Source organism: Pseudomonas sp. GB2N2, assembly GCF_054897705.1.
This window is the reverse complement of the sequence record NZ_CM142701.1, coordinates 4,006,950-4,026,542: the sequence shown is the minus strand read 5'-3', so window position 1 is coordinate 4,026,542 and position 19,593 is coordinate 4,006,950. Positions and strand designations below refer to the sequence as shown.

The following is a 19,593-nucleotide window of genomic DNA, read 5'->3' as shown; positions in this document are numbered from 1 at the left end:
ATTGCGTCAAGTGTGGGAGTGAGCCTGCTCGCGATGGGTGCGATACGGTGCTACTGATTCACCCTCAAAGCGTCTGCCACAACGAGTCAAAATCCTCCTCGCTATTGACCACGCCGCTCCCCCCGGCGCTTTCGCTCTTGGCGGCTTCCAGCGACCGATAAGCAAATTGATTGAAGCTGTTGGTGCTCGCCACCCGCCGATCCAGTCCGGCCCGGCGCTCCTCGCCGTTGGTATTGATCAACACCTTGTTGCCTTCCTGAAACGGCAAGCGCGGGGCAAGCAGGGTAGCCGGCAAATCAATCGCGCTGATGGCCGGCAGTAACAAGCCCCGCAAATAGTGACTGTGATCGTCACGGGTGCGCACCAGTTGCAGGCCGCAAGGCTCGGCATAGGGCGCGACTTGCTCGATGCCCATTTGCGTACCGCCACCGCGAACCTGGCGAATCCAGCGCACCACTGCGATGCTCCAGCCCGCTCCCGCCGAATCCTCGATGCCGACCATTTCGCCGGCCTGCAACTCGGTCGGCACTGCGCCTGGCCAGGCCAGGCAATAACCGCCCGGGCTGTGATTGATCACCGGCAGGGCGTAGGTCGGAAAATGACGATTGCGGTCGGCGGCTTCGTGACTGTCATCATTCTGCAGTTGCGGGTACTCGATTTCTTCATAGGGCAGCAAGGCGTCGGGGCTGCCATTTGGGGCTGCGTCGAAGGCGTGGCTCCACTGGTCTTTCTCCCGGGTGGCAGGCAAGGTCGCGGTAAATTGCGCGCGGCCGGCACCGGAGTCTTTGAGGATTTCATTGAACGGGCGTTGACCGCCCAGAAAGAAGTGCAACGCGCTCATACCAACGCACAGGGTCAAAGTGCCTTGGCTGGCAGTGCGCTGGAAACTGCGCTCGACCGCCTGGCCCCACGCGGCACTCAGGTGTTGCAGCGTATCCAGGCTCAGCCCTGCCGGCACGGGCAGCGGGTTAGCACTGTCGGCTTTTTGCAAGTGCGCGTCGATGGCGGCCACCAGCGGTTGTGGATCGAGCCCCAGCAAACTTGCCTGTTGCTCAGTGCGGAATTTCGAGCGGTAACGCGGCGCGGCGTCGAGTTCCTGCGCGACGGCAAACAGTCCATCGGCCGGCGCTTGCGGTTGCAGCTTGATCAGTTTGCTCCACGGTTCCAGCACTTCGGCGAGTCGTGCGATCTGGTTCTGGCGCAATTGATTGCAACGGGCGGCGCCCAGCAGCAGTGCGGCCACGTAAGTCTGTTCGATGCTCAGCGTTTGCGTCTGACTGGCCAGCTCATCGCGCAGGCCCAAATGCTGGAGCCGATGGATACAGGCGATCCGATACAGCTGATGCAGTTCCAGCCACACACCTTCCGGCACCGGGCAATACAGTTCGGTGGCGCGAATCAGCGGTCCGTTGAGGCAATGCATCGCCCGTTGCAACGCCTGGGCGAGCAGCGGCGCACGGTCCTTACTGAAGCGCGGCGCGATGCGCATGACGATCTGTTTATAGCCAATCGCCAAGTGGCTTTGCAGCGCCTGGCAGAGGTTGGCGATCTTGCGCGAGCGCTCGTCGAGGACGATCGACTGGTGCAGGAAATGCCGTTCCAGGTGTTTGCAGACGAAATACACCTCGGGCCGCAGCAGTTCGAGCAGTTGGATGCGATTGTCGCTGGGCGTCAGCAACTGGTTCAGTTCGCTCAAGCCCTGATAGAGCTGGCGCGCGGTTTCGCCGATGTTCGCTTTGGGCAGGTCGGCGATCCAGCGCTTGAGGTCGCGCGGGGTGGCTTCGCAGAACGACAGGCGTAACTGTGTCGGGATCGGAGCGCGGAGCAGAAGGTGGGGACTGGTCTCATTCATGCCGTGAACAAACTCCAACCGGGAAATGGGCAGTGAATGGCCTGACTTTAGCAGTTATGCCCCAGAGAAGGGCATTGCAATTAACATGCTTTTCGTAGGATCGAAGCTTGCTCGCGAAAAACTCGAGAATGACGCGGGGTGTCAGGCTTCCCGCGTTATCGTTGACGACTATCGCGAGCACGCTCGCTACAGGTGATCGGCGGATCAGGCTTTTGGCAGGCCCAGACCCTGGCCCATCTGCACTGGCGAACCGGCCGCCAGCTCTTCAGCCCACTTGACCTGATCCGGCCCGAACAGCACGACAGCCGTCGAACCCAGTTTGAAGCGACCCAGTTCCGCGCCTTTTTCCAGATGGATTGGCGCACGGGCGGCTTCGTCGTAACGGAAGGTTTTCAGCTCGCGCTTCGGCGGTGTCACCAAACCGGCCCACACGGTTTCGATCGACGCCACGATCATCGCGCCCACCAGCACCACGGCCATCGGCCCGCGCTCGGTGTCGAAAATGCACGCCACACGCTCGTTGCGGGCGAACAGTTCAGGAACGTTTTCAGCCGTGGTCTGGTTAACCGAGAAGATCCGGCCAGGGATATAGACCATCTCGCGCAGGGTGCCGGCCAGCGGCATGTGCACACGGTGGTAGTCCTTCGGCGACAGGTAAATAGTGGCGAAATCACCGCCCATGAATGGCGCTGCATTGGCCGCGTCACCGCCGAGCAGTTCCAGCACGCTGAAACTGTGGCCCTTGGCCTGGAATACACGACCGTGCTCGATCGGGCCGAGCTGGCTGACGGCACCGTCGGCCGGGCTGAGGATGGCGCCCGGGGTTTCGTCCAGCGGACGGGCGCCGTCCTTCAAGGCACGGGTGAAAAATGCGTTGAAGTGCTCGTAGGCGGTCAGGTCTTCGACCAGGGCCTGGGACATGTCCACCTGATATCGCTTGGCGAACCAGGCAGTGAACGCATTCTTGAACCAGCGCACGCGGCATTCGGCGATGCAGCCCGCCAGTCGCGAGAGCAAATGGTGAGGCAACAGGTATTGGCTGAGGATAAACAGACGCTTATTCATTAACTGTCCTTAAAAACCTTAAATCTCTACAGGCGTATCGGGATGGTTGCCCCATTCGCCCCAGGAACCGGCGTAGCCTTTGACCCGCGGATAACCGAGGGACTTGGCCACCAGATAGGTGAAGCCAGATCGATGGTGAGTCTGGCAGTGGGTAATCACTTCCTTGTCTTTGCTGATCCCGAGTTGTTCGAGGATCTGCGGCATGTCCGTGCGGATGCGCAGGTTGCGCGCTTGATCCATGCCCGCAGTCCATTCGAAATTGACCGCGCCGGGAATGTGCCCGGCCTTGGCTGCCAGGACTTTCTCGCCGGAGTACTCCAGCGGTCCGCGCGCGTCCCAGATCGCCAGGTCGGCAGCGCCGAGACGACTTTGCAAGTACTCGCGGGTGGCGGTAGGCTCGTCGTGCAGCGTCAACGCAACCGGGCCGCCGCCTACGGGCGGGATCTGGATCGACATGGGCGAGCCTTCTGCCAGCCAGGACGTCAGACCTCCGTCGATATAGTGATATTTGCGGTGGCCGATGACATCCAGCAGCCAGATAAAACGACCGGCCCAACCGCCGCCCTCATCGTCGTACACGACGTAGACCGCATCGGCGTTGTGCCCCAGCTCGCCGAACAACGTTTCGAGTGCCCCGTGCGCCGGTATCAGGCCCGGCGCCGGCGGTTGGCCGAGTTGCGTGCGCTTCGGGTCGACAAAACGCGCACCGGGAATATGCCCTTCGGCATAGCGGGCGCTGCTGGTCAGGTCCACCAGAATCAGATCGCGGGCGTCGAGGCGAGGAAGCAAGTCGCTCGGTTCAATCACCAGCGGCAAGCCAGAGAAGTCAGACATGTGAGGTCTCCAGAGCACAAAGGGGGGATTGTAGAAGGGATTAGAGGGGGATTGTAACGGTTCATTGGCTGCGTTGGCTAAAGCTGTGCAGCGCTTTCTCGATGCACTGCGCGGTTTTGCCGAAGGCTTGCACAGTGATTTCAGAAAACGGCCCGCCGCCCTGATCCGCCACCACGATCATGATCACGCGGCCGTTGTTGACCAGCGAGCGCAACAGCAGGTGTTCGCCGCCGAACTGTGAACGCAGGCTGACCGGCAGCAGCGCCGAAAACTGTGCATTGTTGGCCGGTGACAGGCGCACCTGCGCCTGTTGCGACAGCAGGCGTTGCAACACCTTGCTCTGGCTCACCACGATATTCAGGCCCGCGGCCTCTTTAGGCAGCCCGGCAACCTGGTGCACTCGAAGATTGGCATGCGTGCGGTCGGCCATCAGGATCATCACCCGGCGCATGCCGCACGCGACCAGCGCGTCACGGGCGGCGGTGGTCAAGTGCATGGCATTGGTGAAACGGCTCGGTTCTACCAACAGTTCGGCACATTGACTGCGCCATTTCGTCAGATCGTCAGCCGTTGGCGCGGCGGCCGGCAGCAATCCCGCATGAACACGGTTCGCACCCCACGGCCAGAGCAGCGAAACGGCAGGGTGCCAGAGGTCTGGCCGGGCATGCTGGCGCGCGCTGTTGGCGGCCTGTTGGTGCAATTGCTGCTGCACTTCGTCCATCGGCATCTGCAGGTAAAGGCTGGTCAGGTACTGCCAGCGTTCACTGTGCGGACTGTCCCAAGCTTGCTGCGCCGACAGCGCCAGGCCGTTGGCCAGCAATACCGTATTGGCCGGTTGATTGAGCCAGCGGCGCAAGGTCGGATCGTCATCAAGGCGGTTCTGCTGGCGCAACGGGTGATCGCTGTCACGGGCGATGCGCAGCACTTTCACCAGCTCGCGTTGCTCATTGAGCAGCAGCTTGTAACCCTGCTGCACCCAGATCGGCAGGTGCCAGATCTCCACCAGCGCGTAAGCGATCTCCAGCAGGCGCACGCCAAACAATTGTTTTTCGACCTTGCGTGCCGACTCTCCTTTATGCATGACCCGCAGTTCCCATTCTTCGAGCAACTGCGGATGGATCAGCGCCATGGGCCACAGCGGCGAAAGAAACAGCAGGCTGCCCCAATGGATGTCTTGCCACAGTCGCGCAAGACGTGCGGCGAAAAAACCGTTGGCCTGTTGGGTCGCGTGCTGGCTGATCAACTGCAGTTGGCGCAAGCCGACCGGGATTTGCGCTTCCGGCTCGGCGGGCAATCGGGCGAGCAGCTCTTCGGTGCGCTTCAAACCGAGGCGATTGATCGCCACCTCTAGGTTTTCCGCCGGCGCCGTCATGCTGCCGTGGGTGTGTCGGTTGGCTTCACGAATAACGCCGAGGGCCAGGGCGGGGCTGTCCTGCATCAAGTCGGCGATGTCGCGCAACGAGCTGCGGTTATCGCGGATCGCCTTGCATACAAGGTCATGACTGTCTTGCGGGACGGGTAGGTGCACGCCATCGAGAAGCTTGACCCAGCCGGCGAGTGTGGTCGGTTTTGGCGTGGGGACGTTCGTTACGTTAGCCATGGTTGGACGCGATCATCGTCTGCATTACCTGTGCCGTAGGGGGCCAAATTGGCTTTTCGCTTGAACTGGCTATAGTCTGGCGCAGTTTTGCCGATAAGTAGAAGAAGAGATTTTTTAACTTCCGAATATGACCTTGAACCCGACTCAGTAAGTGCTCCCCTACCTATGGCTAAAATAATCGGCATCATCGTCGTATTCGCGAGCGTGCTCGGCGGATACGTGCTCTCCCACGGCAAAATTGCCGCCCTGATCCAACCCTTCGAGGTGATGATCATCGGGGGTGCGGCCCTCGGTGCATTCCTGCAGGCAAACCCCGGGCACATGTTCGTGCACGTGCTCAAGAAATCCCTGGGCATGTTCAGTTCACGCTTCAACCACACCTTTTACCTGGAAGTGCTGGGGCTGATTTACGAGATCCTCAACAAGTCCCGCCGCGAAGGCATGATGGCCATCGAAGGCGACATCGAAGACGCCGCCGCGAGCCCCATCTTCGCCAAGTACCCGGCAGTCCTGAAAGACGACCGCATGACGGCGTATATCTGTGACTACCTGCGCATCATGTCCTCCGGCAACATGGCGCCCCATGAGCTGGAAGGCCTGTTCGACATGGAGCTGACCAGCCTCAAGGAAGACCTGGATCACCCTTCCCACGCGGTGAACGGCATTGCTGACGCCATGCCCGGGTTCGGTATCGTCGCGGCGGTATTGGGTATCGTGGTGACCATGGCCTCGCTGGGTGAAAGCGATCAGAAAATGATCGGTCTGCACGTCGGTGCGGCACTGGTCGGTACCTTCTTCGGTATTCTGGCCGCCTACGGTTTCTTTGGCCCCCTGGCGCATGCGCTGGGTCACGATGCCAAGGAAGAACTGAACGTCTACGAAGCCATCAAGGCTTCGCTCGTCGCTTCGGCTTCCGGCATGCCGCCCTCGCTGGCAGTGGAATTCGGCCGCAAGGTTCTGTACCCGGCGCACCGTCCTAGCTTCGCTGAGCTGGAACAAGCGGTTCGCGGACGTTAAGTCATGGAAAATAACCAGCCGATAATCATCAAGCGCGTCAAGAAATACGCGGGCGGGCATCACGGTGGTTCCTGGAAAATCGCCTTCGCCGACTTCGCGACGGCGATGATGGCGTTCTTCCTGGTGCTGTGGCTGCTGTCCACCGCCACCCCGGAACAGAAGATCGCCATCGCCGGGTACTTCAAGGACCCGGTCGGTTTTTCCGAAAGCGGCACGCCGTACATCATCGATCTGGGCGGCACGCCGACCCTGGCGCCGGAGAACACCCTCAACCCCGAGGTGAAATCCCAGCCGCAGCCGGACAAAGTGACCGTCGACACCGAGCAGGTCGAAGGCATGGCCGAGCAGGTCGAGAAAGAACGCCTCGAACTGTTGCTGCAAGAGTTGCAGAACAAGGTCGAAGAAAACCCGCAACTGCAGAAATTCAAGGACCAGATCCTGTTCGAGATCACGCCGAACGGCTTGCGCATCCAGATCATGGACGCGGAAAACCGGCCGATGTTCGACTCGGGCAGTGCGCGTCTGAAACCGTATTTCGAAGACATCCTGCTGGCCATGGCCGACACCATCAAAGCGGTGCCGAACAAGATCAGCATCAGCGGTCACACCGATGCCAAGCCGTACACCGGCACCGGCGATTTCGGTAACTGGGAGCTGTCGGCCAACCGCGCCAACGCCGCCCGCCGTGCGCTCGTTGCCGGTAGCTATCCGGATTCGCAGGTTGCTCGCGTTGTTGGTTACGCGTCGTCAGCGTTGTTCGATCGCAAGAACCCGTTCAACCCGGTCAACCGTCGTATCGACATCGTTGTACTGACCAAGAAGGCACAGACCGCCATCGAAGGTTCGCAAGGCGCCGAACCGGCACCGGGCGATCCGGCCGCCACACCGGGCCACGGCGCTCCGGGCGAAGTGCACGCCACTCCGGCCGATCCGAATGCGTTGCCACCGCAACAGCAACCGGTCCCGGCGCACGAGCTTCGCGAACGGTTGAACCTGTTCGAGGACCCGGCGCCGAAACCGGGCGAACCACCGAAGCAGTGATGCAAGAAAAAGCCGACAGCGATGTCGGCTTTTTCATGGCTTATGTCGTGACCCTGATGTGGGAGCGAGCCTGCTCGCGATGGACGTCAACGATAATGCGTGCTGTCTGGATAAACGCATTGCCTGGACGTTTTTCGCGAGCAGGCTCGCTCCTGCAGGGGTTTGGTATATGCCTGCTGGCTGGTCAAAACCCGCGACGAATCCGCGTTTTCAACTTGTCATGAAACATATCCGCATCGCGCTTGTACACACCGCGAATCGCCTCGCTGAACGACTCCAGCCCCGCTGATCGACTGGACAAGGTCTCTTCCCGATAGGCATCGATAAAGAAATTGATGTCCGCATCGCCGCTCAGTTTCGGCCATTTATCGAGGTACAGCGGCAGGGCGTTCTGGCCGATCTGAAAAGAACAGATCCGCCGATTGCAGATGGTTGCCTCGCCGATTTCAAACGGCACCCACCACGACTGTGCCGTTTCCTGCGAGACCACCGCCAGCAAATGCGTGCAGTCGGTGATGTTGCGGGTGATGACGGCGGTAATGTCGTCGGTTTGCTGGGATTCGGTGTCCAGCACGTCGAGGTACGTCTTGATGTTGGCTCGCACCAGGCGATCGTTGATGACCATCGCCTGCACGCGGTCGGTGTGGCGGTAGCTGATAAAGACTGGCATCAGAAATGTCCCTTGATCGCGAGTTCGCGGTAATAGGCGCCGAGCGCGGTGAGGCGGCAGCCGGTGGAGTGCATGGCGGCGAAGTACATGTGCTCGGCGTCGACCGGCTCGATAAGGCTGTGGCGATTGCACTTTTGTAGTTGGCCGAAAATTTCTCCATTGTTCGGGTCGAACGCGGCGGCGGTCGGTTCGTAGCTCGGGTCGAGTCGATACACGTGACTGGGCTCCGGAAACCAGTCCTTGAGTTTGCGCAGGGTGTCTTCGGCGATCAGCGGCATGACTTCACGCAGGGGCACAAACTGCGACACGTTGGTCTTGAACACCGGCCGCTGTTCCCACGCGCCGAGGGCATTGTCGACGAACGAATACACGCTGCCGGGCGTGACTTTGCCCAACACATTGGCGGCTCCGCCGTGCAGCGCTTGCAGCAACAGGTCGGTAAAAACCCCGTGCCCCCGGCCTTCCATCGCCACTTGATCCTTTTTGCAGGCGGTGAGGATGGTCAGTCCCTCGCTGACAATGCTGCTACCTCCGCGTAACCCGCGCATGGCCCCTGCGGCTCCGGCCTGGCAGCAGTCGAGAATGATGATTTTGTTCTTGATATGACGGGCGTCTTCCGCCCATTTCAGAACGTCGCTGATGCGAATGCCTTCAACACCCTGGCCGAAGTCCTGAGGGATCAACAGGCCTTCATCGATGCTGGAATCAAACTGGCCATGGCCGGCAAAGTAAAGCAGCGCCACGTCGCAATCCCCCGAGAACAGGCTCTGGATCTGCTGTTTCAACAGCACGTGCGTGAGGTTTTCCTCCGCCGACGTCAGCACTTTGCTGGCGAAGTTGGGGCGGCCGCTGGCGTGGCGCTCGAGCACGGACGCCATCGCCATCGCATCGTTATTGCAGCCGCTCAGGGGTGAAACGTGGGTGTAATGATTGATCCCGATAAACAGTCCCTTGCGCATGGTTACACCGCCGTGTGCAATCGAATGGCGTTGACGATGCTGTTGGTGTTCCACGCGCACTCGGCGTGGGCAGCGTTGCGCACTACCGTAGAAATCCGCTCGGCGCCAAAGGGCTTGATCGCGATGATCACCTTGCCCATGCGCTTGGCGATCTCGATTTCCTTGTTGATCCACTTGCTGTACGTCGAATACATGCCGGCCATGATCAGTACCGCGGAACAAGGGCGGATCTTGTTTTCAATGGCTTCTTCGAGCTGCTTGTCGGTGCGGGCGTCGACGATCGGGTTTTGGGTCGGTACCGAAAAATTCTTGAACGCAAAGTCGGGTTGCGCGTTAAGCAGACGCACAAGACTGTCGTGGGCGTGGGGGTAATTCCACGAGTGGCTGATGAACAAATGAAAGGTTTGCATGGCTGTCCCTCGGTCACGCAGGAGTGCGCTGAGGGCTTGAATGTAGGCACTTGCAGGGACGTCACAAGGCTTGGGCCTAGAAAGAGAATGTCCCTACAAAGGGACGTGCGAACGCCTTACAGAATTGTCTGACGTTTAATTTATGAGGGGATTTGTAGGACGCAACCGATGACCCGCCGCCCCTTCCGTGTCGGGGCGGCAGGCGCATCTGTTTAGTAGCTGCTTTCCGGCAAACTGGCGATGATCGAGCGGTAGCTGTTCATCCGTTGTTGCTGCACGCGGCCTTCTTCCAGGGCAATGAGCAATGCGCAACCCGGTTCGCGGTCGTGCTTGCAGTCGCGGAAGCGGCAGGTGCCGATCAAGTCGTTGAACTCGATGAAACCGGCTTCGACGTCGGCACGGCTGACGTGGCCCAGGCCGAATTCGCGGATACCCGGGGAGTCGATCAGCTCACCGCCGCCGGGGAAGTGGAAAAGCCGCGCGGTCGTCGTGGTGTGAGTGCCCTGGCCGGACAGCTCGGACAACGGGCCGACGCGGGTTTCGACTTCCGGCAACAGGCTGTTGACCAGCGAAGACTTGCCGACGCCGGACTGACCGACGAACACGCTGATCCGTCCGTCCAGTTGTTCCTGCAACTGCTCCATGCCGTTGCCGTGATGCGCCGACACTTCCAGCACCGGATAGCCAAGCGTGCGATACACCGCGAGCAAGGCATTCAGCGCCGGAGCATTCTGCTCGTCGATCAGGTCGAATTTGTTCAGCAGCAACAGCGGCCGGATCCCGGCGTGTTCCGCCGCGACCAGATAACGGTCGATCAGGTTGGCGTGTGGCTCGGGCAGTGGCGCGAACACGATAACGATCATGTCGACGTTGGCGGCGACGGGCTTGAGCTGGCCACGGCTGTCCGGGCGGCAGAGTTCGGTTTTACGCGGCAGTTGCGCCACGATGACCCCGATACCCTGGTTGCCGGCACGCCAGACCACCTGGTCGCCGGTGACCAGCGCCGGCAGGTTGGCGCGCAAGTGGCAGCGGAATACCTGGCCAGCCAAATCGCCATCAAGGGCTTCGACTTCGACCTGTACACCGAAGTGCGCGATCACCAGGCCGGTCTGTTCCGGACCCAGGTCACCACCTTCAAGTGCCTCGACAGCGGAGGACTCGCGTTTGGCGGCGCGGGCAGCGCGCTCGCCCTGAATTTTTTCGATGCGCCAGTTTTGACGTCGATTGAGTTGGCGTTTGGCCATGGGTGTTCCGTATGAAGAATGCAGCGATTAGGTAAAACGGCGGCGAGTTTAGCACGCCCCGGCACCGCCCTAGGCTAAACTGCGCAGCATTGCCTAGGAGCCGACACATGCAAAACCCACAGAATCTGATCTGGATCGACCTGGAAATGACCGGTCTGGACCCTGATACCGACGTCATTATCGAGATGGCCACCATCGTCACCGACAGCGACCTGAATACCTTGGCCGAAGGGCCGGTAATCGCGATCCACCACAGCGATGAAATTCTCGCCGGCATGGACGAGTGGAACACCCGTCAACACGGCGGCTCGGGCCTGACCCAGCGTGTTCGCGACAGCCGCATCAGCATGGCTGAAGCGGAAGCCGAGACCATTGCCTTCCTGGAGAAATGGGTGCCAAAGGGCAAATCGCCGATCTGTGGCAACAGCATCTGCCAGGACCGTCGCTTCCTTTATACGCACATGAAATCCCTGGAAAGCTATTTCCATTACCGCAACCTCGACGTCTCGACCCTGAAAGAACTGGCCGCGCGCTGGGCGCCGGATGTGCGCGACAGCTTCAAAAAGGGCAGCACCCACCTGGCGCTGGACGACATCCGCGAATCGATCGCCGAGCTGCAGCATTACCGCAAGCATTTCATCAAGTTCTGACTCTGCGGTGTCCGCGAAGGGGGCGCGCTGGTTTATCTGCGTGAACGCCCTCTTTTGGTGCCTCCCCGAAGTAGCTAGACTGCGCGCCTTCCTGCAAGGACCGCCACCATGTTGCTGATGCTCTACCTGATCGCCATTACCGCCGAAGCCATGACGGGCGCGCTGTCTGCCGGTCGCCGGGGCATGGACTGGTTCGGCGTGGTGCTGATTGCCTGCATCACGGCGTTGGGTGGTGGCTCGGTGCGCGACGTGTTGCTTGGCCATTACCCGCTGACGTGGGTCAAACACCCCGAATACCTGGTGCTGACCTCGATCGCGGCGATGTTCACGGTGTTTGCCGCGCGCTGGATGCGCCACCTGCGCTCACTGTTTCTGGTGCTCGACGCCGTGGGCTTGGTGGCGTTCACCCTGATCGGCTGCATGACCGCGCTGGAAATGGGTCATGGCATGCTGGTGGCGTCGGTCAGCGGCGTGATCACGGGTGTCTTCGGCGGCATCCTGCGCGACATCTTCTGCAACGACATTCCACTGATCTTCCGCCGTGAACTGTACGCCAGTGTGTCGTTCGCGGCGGCGTGGTGTTACATGCTGTGCCTCTATCTGAACATGCCCGGAGAGCAGGCAATCCTGATCACACTGTTTGGCGGTTTTCTGCTGCGGTTGCTGGCAATTCGATTTCACTGGGAAATGCCAAAATTCGTCTACAACGACGAGGCCTGACGCGGTCCCAGCTGCCGAAGGCTGCGTTCGAGGCCGAAGGACTCGCTTGCACGTTTAACGACTGCTGCGCAGCCGAACGCAGCCTTCGGCAGCTGCTACAGGAGGCCGTGTTGTTTCAGGGCCCACTCAACGTGTTCCCGCACCAACTCTGACGGATATTCCCGTCGAGCCTTGAGCGCTTCCAGCACTGGAATGCTCGACGGCGCATTACCCAGACCCACCGCCAGATTGCGCAACCACCTCTCGTAACCCGCTCGCCGCAGCGGTGAACCTTCAGTGCTGCTGAGGAATTTATCCTCGTCCCACATAAACAACTCCGCCAACCCGGCGTTGTCCAGATTGTGCCTTGGCTTGAAATCACTTTCGCCGGACGGGCGGGCGAAGCGGTTCCACGGGCAGACGATCTGGCAATCATCGCAGCCGAACACTCGATTGCCGATCAAGGGCCGCAAGTCTTCGGGGATGGCGTTTTTCAGTTCGATGGTCAAGTAGGAAATGCAGCGCCGAGCGTCCAGTACATACGGGCCGACAAACGCGTTGGTCGGGCAGATGTCGAGGCAAGCGGTGCAGCTGCCGCAATGTTCGGTGGAGTGAGGCGGATCAACCGGCAACGGCAGGTCGACAAACAGTTCGCTGAGAAAGAAATAACTGCCGGCCTTGCGATTCAAGACCAGGGTGTTCTTGCCGATCCAGCCAAGACCGGCCTGTTCAGCGATGGCTTTTTCCAGCACCGGCGCGCTGTCGACGAAGGCGCGAAAACCAAAAGGGCCGATCTCGGCCTGGATTTTATCGGCCAGTTGCTGCACGCGTTTACGGATCAATTTGTGGTAATCGCGGCCCAAGGCATAACGCGAGACGTAGGCTTTTTCCGGTTGGGCCAGGCGTTTGGCCATTTCGGTGTCGCCCGGCAGGTAGTCCATGCGCAGGGAAACTACGCGCAAAGTGCCCGGCACCAACTCTTCGGGGTGCGAGCGCTTGCTGCCATGGGCGCCCATGTAGTCCATTTCGCCGTGGTAGCCGGCCGCCAGCCAGCGTTCCAGGTGCTGCTCATGCTCGGCCAGGTCCAGGCCGCTGATGCCGACTTGCTGAAAGCCCAGCTCGCGACCCCATTCCTTGATGGATTGGGCGAGGGCGGGCAGGTCTGTGGTAATAGGCGGCATGAGGCGAGAGAAACCGGAGCTGAGATGCGTATAATTCTGCCAGACATCGGAGCCCGACGACGCATGCCGCACACTAAAGATGATTTACCCGACGCGCTGTACAGCGCCGCGCAGGTGCGAGCCCTCGATGCGAACCTGATCGCGTCCGGCACGCCTGGCTTTGCATTGATGCAGCGGGCGGCGCGGGCGACCTGGCGTGCGCTGGTTCGGCAGTGGCCGACGGCGAACGAATTGACGGTGGTTGCCGGTCACGGCAACAACGCGGGGGACGGCTATCTGGTGGCGGTGCTGGCCCGGCGGGCCGGCTGGCATGTACGCGTGCTGGCGGCGGGGGATCCGCAGCGTTTGCAGGGCGATGCCGGATTAGCACACGCCGAGGCCCTTTGCGAAGGGGTCGCCATTCAAGCCTGGAGCGCGCAATCGGATTTGCGCGGTGTCGTGCTGGACGCCCTGCTCGGCACGGGGCTGACCGGGGAGGTGCGAGAGCCTTACGCCAGCGTCATTGCGGCGATCAATGCCAGTGGATTGCCGTTAGCTGCGGTGGATATTCCCTCCGGGCTCTGTGCCGACACAGGGTGTGTGCTTGGCGTGGCCGTTCGGGCGGACCTGACCGTGACCTTCATTGGGTTGAAGTTGGGTCTGTTCACGGGCGCAGCGGCGGATGTCATTGGCGAGTTAATATTTAATGATTTGCAAGCTGCCCCTGAGTCGTTTGACGGGGTCGCCATCAGTGCCCGTCGCTTGGACCCTGGCAATTTGCCGCGTCTGGTGGCGCGTACTCCGACTGCTCATAAAGGCCAATTCGGCCACGTGTTACTGATCGGTGGTGATCGCGGTTTTGGCGGCGCGATTCTGTTGAGTGCGCAAAGTGCCCTGCGCAGTGGCGCCGGCATGGTGTCAGTGGCCACTCGCGGCGAACACGTGCCGGCGGCGCTGGCGCGAATCCCTGAAGCGATGGTGCTGGGCACGTCGTCCGCCAATCAGTTGATGGGATTACTGCAAAAGGTTTCCGTGCTGGTGGTCGGCCCCGGCTTGGGGCAGGCTCCGTGGGGGCGCAGTCTGTTGTCGGCGGCGGCCAACGCGCCGTTGCCGCAAGTCTGGGATGCGGATGCTTTAAATATGCTGGCCGAAGAACGTGTGATTTTGCCCAAGGACTGCGTGATCACCCCGCATCCAGGCGAGGCCGCGCGGTTGTTGGGACTATCGACGGCCGACGTTCAGGCTGATCGCCCGGCAGCGGCTCACGCGTTGAGCAAAAAATATACAGCTGTAGTGATTCTGAAAGGAGCCGGCAGTCTCATTGCCAGCCCCGACGGGCGTCTGGCGGTGTGCCATCAAGGCCATCCGGCCATGGCAACCGCAGGATTGGGCGACGTTCTCGCCGGTCTGGTCGGCGCATTGCTGGCGCAAGGCATGGGCGGATTCGACGCGGCCTGCCTCGCGGTGTGGTTGCACGCCAATGCCGGCGCGCAACAAGGTAAATCGGGCCGTGGGCTGGCGGCCAGTGATCTGATTCCAGCCATTCGTCAGTTGTTGGAGGAGCAAGCACCGTGTCTGAAGTAACCCTGTACCTGGCTGATGAAGAGGCGATGACCGCGTTTGGCGCACGCATCGCACAAACCACCGAAGGGCACGGTCTGATTTTTCTGGAAGGCGACCTGGGCGCGGGGAAAACCACCCTGTCCCGGGGCATCATCCGTGGCCTGGGGCATGTCGGTGCGGTAAAAAGTCCGACCTTCACCTTGGTAGAGCCCTACGAGATCGGTGATGTGCGCGCCTTCCATTTTGACCTGTATCGTCTGGTCGACCCGGAAGAACTGGAGTACCTCGGCATCCGCGACTACTTCGAAGATGACGCGTTGTGCCTGATCGAATGGCCCCAGAAGGGTGCAGGCTTTTTGCCAAAGCCCGACCTGACCATTACCATTAGTCCGCAAGACAGCGGGCGTTCGCTGAAAATTTTGTCCCAAGGCTCGCGTGGCGAGTCGTGGTGTGCCGCTTTGGCATTGGAATCCAATTAAATGATGGAGTCTGGTATGCGCTTTCGCGCGATGGTAGCTGCCGTAGGGTTGTTGTTTTTGGCGGTGACCGTCAACGCTGTGGCCGAAACAAAGGTCAACAGCGTTCGTCTGTGGCGGGCACCGGACAACACGCGGCTGGTGTTCGACCTGACCGGCCCGGTGCAACACAGCGTTTTCACCCTGACGTCCCCGGATCGGCTGGTGATCGACATCAACGGCGCAACCCTTGGCTCGCCACTGAATGTGTCCACCGCCAACACCCCGATCACCGCAATGCGCTCGGCCCAACGCACGCCGACCGACCTGCGGGTGGTCATCGACCTGAAAAAAGCGGTCACGCCAAAAAGCTTTACCCTCGCGCCGAATGCCCAGTACGGCAACCGTCTGGTGGTCGACCTGTTCGATAACGCCGCCGACGCCGCGCCGATTCTGGCGCCGACCAACGTCGCCACGGTGGCGCCGGTGCCGGTCACGCCGATCGATCCTCCAGTCAAGCTGCCGCCTGCTCCGGCCGGCAAGCGCGACATCGTCGTGGTCATCGATGCCGGCCACGGCGGCGAAGACCCGGGTGCCTCGGGCTCTCGCGGTCAGCATGAGAAAGACCTGGTATTGGCCATCGCCCGTGAACTGCAGCGCCAGGTCAACGGCATGAAAGGCTTCCGCGCCGAGCTGACCCGCACCGGCGACTACTTCATTCCGTTGCGAGGCCGTACCGAAATCGCGCGCAAGAAAGGCGCCGACCTGTTCGTTTCGATCCACGCCGACGCCGCGCCTTCTGCGGCTGCATTCGGTGCATCGGTGTTCGCCTTGTCCGATCGCGGCGCCACGTCTGAAACCGCCCGTTGGCTGGCCGACAGCGAAAACCGTTCCGACTTGATCGGTGGTGCCGGCAGCGTCAGCCTCGACGACAAGGACCGGATGCTGGCCGGCGTGCTGCTCGACCTGTCGATGACTGCTTCCCTGACGTCCAGCCTGAACGTTGGTCAAAAAGTCTTGAGCAACATCAGCCGCGTCACACCCTTGCACAAACAACGGGTGGAGCAGGCCGGATTTATGGTGTTGAAGTCCCCGGATATTCCATCGATCCTGGTGGAAACCGGCTTCATCTCCAACGCTAACGAAGCCTCGAAGCTGTCGGCGGCCAGTCACCAGCAGGCGCTTGCGCGTTCGATCAGCGCCGGTGTTCGTCAGTTCTTCCAGCAGAATCCGCCACCCGGCACCTACATTGCCTGGCTGCGAGATTCCGGCAAGATCGCTCAAGGCCCACGGGATCACCGGGTGAGTCCGGGCGAAACCCTGGCGATGATTGCCGTGCGTTATCAGGTGTCCCCGGCCACCTTGCGCAGCGCCAACAACCTGAAAAGCGACGAGCTGAAAATCGGTCAGACCCTGACCATTCCTGGTACCGAACTGGCGTCCAAAGAATGAATCAGGCGGTGATCGACGGCGCTCGCATCGAGCTGCTCAGCCCACGACTGGCGAACCAGATTGCCGCCGGTGAAGTGGTCGAGCGCCCGGCTTCGGTGATCAAGGAGCTGCTGGAAAACAGCCTCGACTCCGGCGCCAGGCGTATCGATGTCGATGTCGAGCAGGGAGGCGTCAAGCTGCTGCGGGTGCGTGATGACGGCAGCGGCATTTCGGCCGATGACCTGCCGCTGGCCCTGGCCCGTCACGCCACCAGCAAAATCCGCAACCTCGAAGACCTCGAGCAAGTCATGAGCCTGGGCTTTCGCGGTGAAGCTCTGGCCTCGATCAGTTCCGTGGCGCGCCTGACCCTGACGTCGCGCACCCGGGATGCCGATCAGGCCTGGCAAGTCGAAACCGAAGGCCGGGACATGGCGCCGCGCGTGCAACCGGCGGCTCACCCTGTGGGCACTTCGGTCGAAGTGCGTGACCTGTTTTTTAACACCCCCGCGCGGCGCAAGTTTCTCAAAACCGAAAAAACCGAATTCGATCACCTGCAAGAAGTGATCAAGCGACTGGCCCTGGCGCGGTTCGACGTCGCGTTTCATCTGCGCCACAACGGTAAAACCATCCTCAGTCTGCATGAAGCCCATGACGACGCGGCCCGCGCCCGGCGTGTGGCGGCGATTTGTGGTGCGGGATTTCTGGAGCAGGCGCTGCCCATCGAAATCGAGCGCAACGGCTTGCATTTGTGGGGCTGGGTTGGCTTGCCGACGTTCAACCGCAGCCAGGCGGACCTGCAGTATTTCTTTGTGAATGGCCGCGCGGTGCGCGACAAACTGGTCGCCCACGCGGTGCGCCAGGCCTATCGCGACGTGCTGTTCAATGGCCGGCATCCGACCTTCGTGCTGTTTTTCGAAGTCGATCCGGCCGGTGTCGACGTCAACGTGCACCCGACCAAACACGAAGTGCGTTTCCGCGACGGGCGCATGGTTCACGATTTCCTTTACGGCACCTTGCACCGTGCCTTGGGCGACGTGCGCCCGGATGATCATCTGGCGGCGCCGGTGGCGACGGCCATCGTTCGACCGCACGGCCTCGATGCAGGCGAATTCGGTCCGCAAGGCGAGATGCGCCTGGCGGCCAATGCCCTGCTGGAACAGCCGCAGGCACAACCGTCGTTTAATACGGCTGGTTCAGGTGCTGGCGCCGGTTATCAGTATCAATACACCCCGCGTCCGCAGTCCGGCGTGCCGGCGGCTGAAGCCCAGGCGGCTTACCGTGAGTTTTTTGCGCCGCTGCCGGAAGCCAACGCGATCGCGCTTCCCGCCGGTCAGGATGATATTCCACCGTTGGGTTACGCCTTGGCGCAACTCAAGGGCATCTACATTCTTTCCGAAAACGCCCAAGGGCTGGTGCTGGTGGACATGCACGCTGCCCATGAGCGGATCATGTACGAGCGCCTGAAGATCGCCATGGCCAGCGAGGGTTTGAGCGGTCAGCCGCTACTGGTCCCGGAATCCTTGGCAGTGAGCGAGCGCGAAGGCGATTGCGCCGAAGAGAACGTCGCATGGTTCCAGCGCCTGGGCTTTGAATTGCAGCGCCTGGGGCCGGAAACCCTGGCGATCCGGCAAATCCCGGCCCTGCTCAAGCAGGCGGAAGCCAACCGTCTGGTCAGCGACGTACTGGCGGACCTGATGGAATACGGCACCAGCGATCGGATTCAGGCGCACCTCAACGAATTGCTCGGCACCATGGCTTGCCACGGCGCGATTCGGGCGAATCGGCGTCTGGCCCTGCCGGAAATGAACGGCCTGCTGCGCGACATGGAAAACACCGAGCGCAGCGGTCAATGCAACCATGGCCGACCGACCTGGACCCAATTGGGCCTGGACGATCTGGACAAATTGTTCTTGCGCGGTCGTTGATGAGCCAGCTCCCACCTGCAATTTTCCTGATGGGCCCGACCGCAGCCGGCAAGACCGACCTGGCCATCGAGCTGACCAAAGTCCTGCCGTGCGAGCTGATCAGCGTTGATTCGGCGCTGGTTTATCGCGGCATGGACATCGGCACCGCCAAGCCCTCGAAAGCGATCCTGGCCGAGTTTCCGCACCGCTTGATCGATATTCTCGACCCCGCAGAGAGCTATTCGGCCGCCGATTTCCGTCGCGACGCGCTCGAAGCCATGGCCGATATCACCGCGCGCGGGAAAATTCCGCTACTGGTGGGCGGCACGATGCTCTATTACAAGGCCTTGGTCGAAGGTTTGGCGGACATGCCGGCGGCTGATCCCGAGGTTCGCGCGCAGATCGAAGAAGAAGCTGCACGCCTTGGCTGGCAAGCTCTGCACGACCAGTTGGCGAGCATCGACCCGGAATCCGCCGCGCGTATTCACCCGAACGATCCTCAGCGCCTCAGTCGAGCGCTGGAAGTTTACCGTGTCAGCGGTCAGAGCATGACCGCGCTGCGACTGAGACAATCTGCGCAAAGTACTGAAGCAGCCGCTTCGGGACTGCAACAATTGCCCTATACTGTCGCGAACTTGGCCATTGCTCCGGCAAATCGTCAGGTACTGCACGAACGAATTAAACAAAGATTCACGTTAATGCTGGAACAGGGATTCATTGACGAGGTCGTAGCCCTGCGTGAGCGAAGTGACCTGCATTCCGGGTTGCCGTCTATACGTGCCGTAGGCTACAGACAAGTCTGGGATTACCTGGATGGCAAGCTGACACAAGCCGAGATGCAGGAGCGTGGAATCATTGCCACGCGCCAGTTGGCGAAGCGTCAGTTCACCTGGCTGCGCAGTTGGGCTGATTTACATTGGCTGGATAGCCTGGATTGCGACAATCTGCCGCGCGCCTTGAAATACCTGGGGACCATCTCCATATTGAGCTGAGTCCTTGCAATTGCCGTCTATCCTTGGGGGTGTGACGGCCAAAGCCA

Annotated in this window: 18 protein-coding genes; 9 read left to right on the top strand and 9 right to left on the bottom strand. The window is 60.9% G+C overall.

Features of this window, described 5'->3' with window-relative positions:
• Positions 1–64 precede the first annotated feature (64 nt).
• From ACYZT4_RS18595 to ACYZT4_RS18580, 4 genes are all read right to left on the bottom strand, one after another.
• Positions 65–1,852 (bottom strand): molecular chaperone, encoded by a 1,788-nt coding sequence (locus tag ACYZT4_RS18595; protein ID WP_461982071.1) that lies wholly within the window; start codon positions 1,850–1,852, stop codon positions 65–67.
• A gap of 204 nt (positions 1,853–2,056) precedes the next feature.
• Complete coding sequence (gene asd / locus ACYZT4_RS18590) at positions 2,057–2,917, bottom strand: archaetidylserine decarboxylase (RefSeq protein WP_077045404.1); 861 nt, start codon at positions 2,915–2,917, stop codon at positions 2,057–2,059.
• An 18-nt stretch (positions 2,918–2,935) separates the two neighbouring features.
• Entirely contained in the window at positions 2,936–3,751 is an 816-nt protein-coding gene (locus ACYZT4_RS18585) for a rhodanese-like domain-containing protein (protein WP_461982068.1), read from the bottom strand.
• A 61-nt stretch (positions 3,752–3,812) separates the two neighbouring features.
• Positions 3,813–5,351 carry an HDOD domain-containing protein gene (locus tag ACYZT4_RS18580; protein WP_461982066.1) on the bottom strand — a complete coding sequence of 513 codons (1,539 nt, stop codon included), beginning with the start codon at positions 5,349–5,351 and terminating at the stop codon, positions 3,813–3,815.
• A gap of 165 nt (positions 5,352–5,516) precedes the next feature.
• Here ACYZT4_RS18580 and motA point away from each other — a divergent pair, with 165 nt between their 5' ends.
• Positions 5,517–6,368 (top strand): flagellar motor stator protein MotA, encoded by an 852-nt coding sequence (gene motA, locus ACYZT4_RS18575; RefSeq protein ID WP_461982064.1) that lies wholly within the window; start codon positions 5,517–5,519, stop codon positions 6,366–6,368.
• A gap of 3 nt (positions 6,369–6,371) precedes the next feature.
• On the top strand, positions 6,372–7,409 hold the full coding sequence (gene motB, locus ACYZT4_RS18570) for a flagellar motor protein MotB (RefSeq protein ID WP_461982062.1): 1,038 nt from the start codon (positions 6,372–6,374) through the stop codon (positions 7,407–7,409).
• Positions 7,410–7,593: 184 nt separating this feature from the next.
• On the opposite strand, the gene ACYZT4_RS18565 is transcribed toward motB, so the two are convergent.
• The 4 genes from ACYZT4_RS18565 to rsgA all read right to left on the bottom strand — a co-directional run bounded on the left by ACYZT4_RS18565 (position 7,594) and on the right by rsgA (position 10,692).
• On the bottom strand, positions 7,594–8,079 hold the full coding sequence (locus ACYZT4_RS18565) for a toll/interleukin-1 receptor domain-containing protein (protein ID WP_461982060.1): 486 nt from the start codon (positions 8,077–8,079) through the stop codon (positions 7,594–7,596).
• Positions 8,079–9,038 (bottom strand): caspase family protein, encoded by a 960-nt coding sequence (locus ACYZT4_RS18560; protein WP_461982058.1) that lies wholly within the window; start codon positions 9,036–9,038, stop codon positions 8,079–8,081. Before ACYZT4_RS18560 ends, ACYZT4_RS18565 begins: the two co-directional genes overlap by 1 nt.
• 2 nt (positions 9,039–9,040) lie before the next feature.
• The gene (locus tag ACYZT4_RS18555) at positions 9,041–9,448 is read right to left on the bottom strand and encodes a TIR domain-containing protein (RefSeq protein WP_461982056.1); all 408 of its coding nucleotides are present in this window, start codon (positions 9,446–9,448) and stop codon (positions 9,041–9,043) included.
• Between the two features lie 212 nt (positions 9,449–9,660).
• Positions 9,661–10,692, bottom strand: coding sequence for a small ribosomal subunit biogenesis GTPase RsgA (gene rsgA, locus ACYZT4_RS18550; protein WP_461982054.1), 1,032 nt, complete (start codon positions 10,690–10,692; stop codon positions 9,661–9,663).
• A gap of 107 nt (positions 10,693–10,799) precedes the next feature.
• Between rsgA and orn the strand changes: the two genes are divergently transcribed.
• Both orn and ACYZT4_RS18540 read left to right on the top strand, forming a co-directional pair.
• On the top strand, positions 10,800–11,342 hold the full coding sequence (gene orn, locus ACYZT4_RS18545) for an oligoribonuclease (RefSeq protein WP_461982052.1): 543 nt from the start codon (positions 10,800–10,802) through the stop codon (positions 11,340–11,342).
• Positions 11,343–11,450: 108 nt separating this feature from the next.
• The gene (locus ACYZT4_RS18540) at positions 11,451–12,062 is read left to right on the top strand and encodes a trimeric intracellular cation channel family protein (RefSeq protein WP_392884967.1); all 612 of its coding nucleotides are present in this window, start codon (positions 11,451–11,453) and stop codon (positions 12,060–12,062) included.
• Positions 12,063–12,157: 95 nt separating this feature from the next.
• On the opposite strand, the gene queG is transcribed toward ACYZT4_RS18540, so the two are convergent.
• On the bottom strand, positions 12,158–13,222 hold the full coding sequence (gene queG, locus ACYZT4_RS18535) for a tRNA epoxyqueuosine(34) reductase QueG (protein WP_461982049.1): 1,065 nt from the start codon (positions 13,220–13,222) through the stop codon (positions 12,158–12,160).
• 63 nt (positions 13,223–13,285) lie between these two features.
• Here queG and ACYZT4_RS18530 point away from each other — a divergent pair, with 63 nt between their 5' ends.
• From ACYZT4_RS18530 to miaA, 5 genes are read left to right on the top strand one after another with little or no spacing between them, the layout of a single operon-like run.
• Entirely contained in the window at positions 13,286–14,785 is a 1,500-nt protein-coding gene (locus tag ACYZT4_RS18530; RefSeq protein WP_461988731.1) for an NAD(P)H-hydrate dehydratase, read from the top strand.
• Positions 14,773–15,243 carry a tRNA (adenosine(37)-N6)-threonylcarbamoyltransferase complex ATPase subunit type 1 TsaE gene (gene tsaE, locus ACYZT4_RS18525; protein WP_461982047.1) on the top strand — a complete coding sequence of 157 codons (471 nt, stop codon included), beginning with the start codon at positions 14,773–14,775 and terminating at the stop codon, positions 15,241–15,243. The genes ACYZT4_RS18530 and tsaE overlap by 13 nt, the downstream gene beginning before the upstream one ends.
• On the top strand, positions 15,244–16,671 hold the full coding sequence (locus ACYZT4_RS18520; RefSeq protein WP_461982045.1) for an N-acetylmuramoyl-L-alanine amidase: 1,428 nt from the start codon (positions 15,244–15,246) through the stop codon (positions 16,669–16,671).
• Positions 16,668–18,575, top strand: a complete 1,908-nt coding sequence (gene mutL, locus ACYZT4_RS18515; RefSeq protein WP_461982043.1) for a DNA mismatch repair endonuclease MutL — start codon at positions 16,668–16,670, stop codon at positions 18,573–18,575. Before ACYZT4_RS18520 ends, mutL begins: the two co-directional genes overlap by 4 nt.
• Positions 18,575–19,546 (top strand): tRNA (adenosine(37)-N6)-dimethylallyltransferase MiaA, encoded by a 972-nt coding sequence (gene miaA, locus ACYZT4_RS18510; protein WP_461988729.1) that lies wholly within the window; start codon positions 18,575–18,577, stop codon positions 19,544–19,546. The genes mutL and miaA overlap by 1 nt, the downstream gene beginning before the upstream one ends.
• Positions 19,547–19,593: the final 47 nt, after the last annotated feature.

Bases quoted from the DNA above. Each gene is read 5' to 3' on its own strand.
- queG (WP_461982049.1), bottom strand. From the start codon at position 13,222: ATGCCGCCTATTACCACAGACCTGCCCGCCCTCGCCCAATCCATCAAG.
- ACYZT4_RS18555 (WP_461982056.1), bottom strand. From the start codon at position 9,448: ATGCAAACCTTTCATTTGTTCATCAGCCACTCGTGGAATTACCCCCAC.
- ACYZT4_RS18565 (WP_461982060.1), bottom strand. From the start codon at position 8,079: ATGCCAGTCTTTATCAGCTACCGCCACACCGACCGCGTGCAGGCGATG.
- ACYZT4_RS18595 (WP_461982071.1), bottom strand. From the start codon at position 1,852: ATGAATGAGACCAGTCCCCACCTTCTGCTCCGCGCTCCGATCCCGACA.
- orn (WP_461982052.1), top strand. From the start codon at position 10,800: ATGCAAAACCCACAGAATCTGATCTGGATCGACCTGGAAATGACCGGT.
- motA (WP_461982064.1), top strand. From the start codon at position 5,517: ATGGCTAAAATAATCGGCATCATCGTCGTATTCGCGAGCGTGCTCGGC.
- ACYZT4_RS18540 (WP_392884967.1), top strand. From the start codon at position 11,451: ATGTTGCTGATGCTCTACCTGATCGCCATTACCGCCGAAGCCATGACG.
- motB (WP_461982062.1), top strand. From the start codon at position 6,372: ATGGAAAATAACCAGCCGATAATCATCAAGCGCGTCAAGAAATACGCG.
- miaA (WP_461988729.1), top strand. From the start codon at position 18,575: ATGAGCCAGCTCCCACCTGCAATTTTCCTGATGGGCCCGACCGCAGCC.
- mutL (WP_461982043.1), top strand. From the start codon at position 16,668: ATGAATCAGGCGGTGATCGACGGCGCTCGCATCGAGCTGCTCAGCCCA.
- ACYZT4_RS18585 (WP_461982068.1), bottom strand. From the start codon at position 3,751: ATGTCTGACTTCTCTGGCTTGCCGCTGGTGATTGAACCGAGCGACTTG.
- ACYZT4_RS18580 (WP_461982066.1), bottom strand. From the start codon at position 5,351: ATGGCTAACGTAACGAACGTCCCCACGCCAAAACCGACCACACTCGCC.
- asd (WP_077045404.1), bottom strand. From the start codon at position 2,917: ATGAATAAGCGTCTGTTTATCCTCAGCCAATACCTGTTGCCTCACCAT.
- ACYZT4_RS18560 (WP_461982058.1), bottom strand. From the start codon at position 9,038: ATGCGCAAGGGACTGTTTATCGGGATCAATCATTACACCCACGTTTCA.
- ACYZT4_RS18520 (WP_461982045.1), top strand. From the start codon at position 15,244: ATGATGGAGTCTGGTATGCGCTTTCGCGCGATGGTAGCTGCCGTAGGG.
- rsgA (WP_461982054.1), bottom strand. From the start codon at position 10,692: ATGGCCAAACGCCAACTCAATCGACGTCAAAACTGGCGCATCGAAAAA.
- ACYZT4_RS18530 (WP_461988731.1), top strand. From the start codon at position 13,286: ATGCCGCACACTAAAGATGATTTACCCGACGCGCTGTACAGCGCCGCG.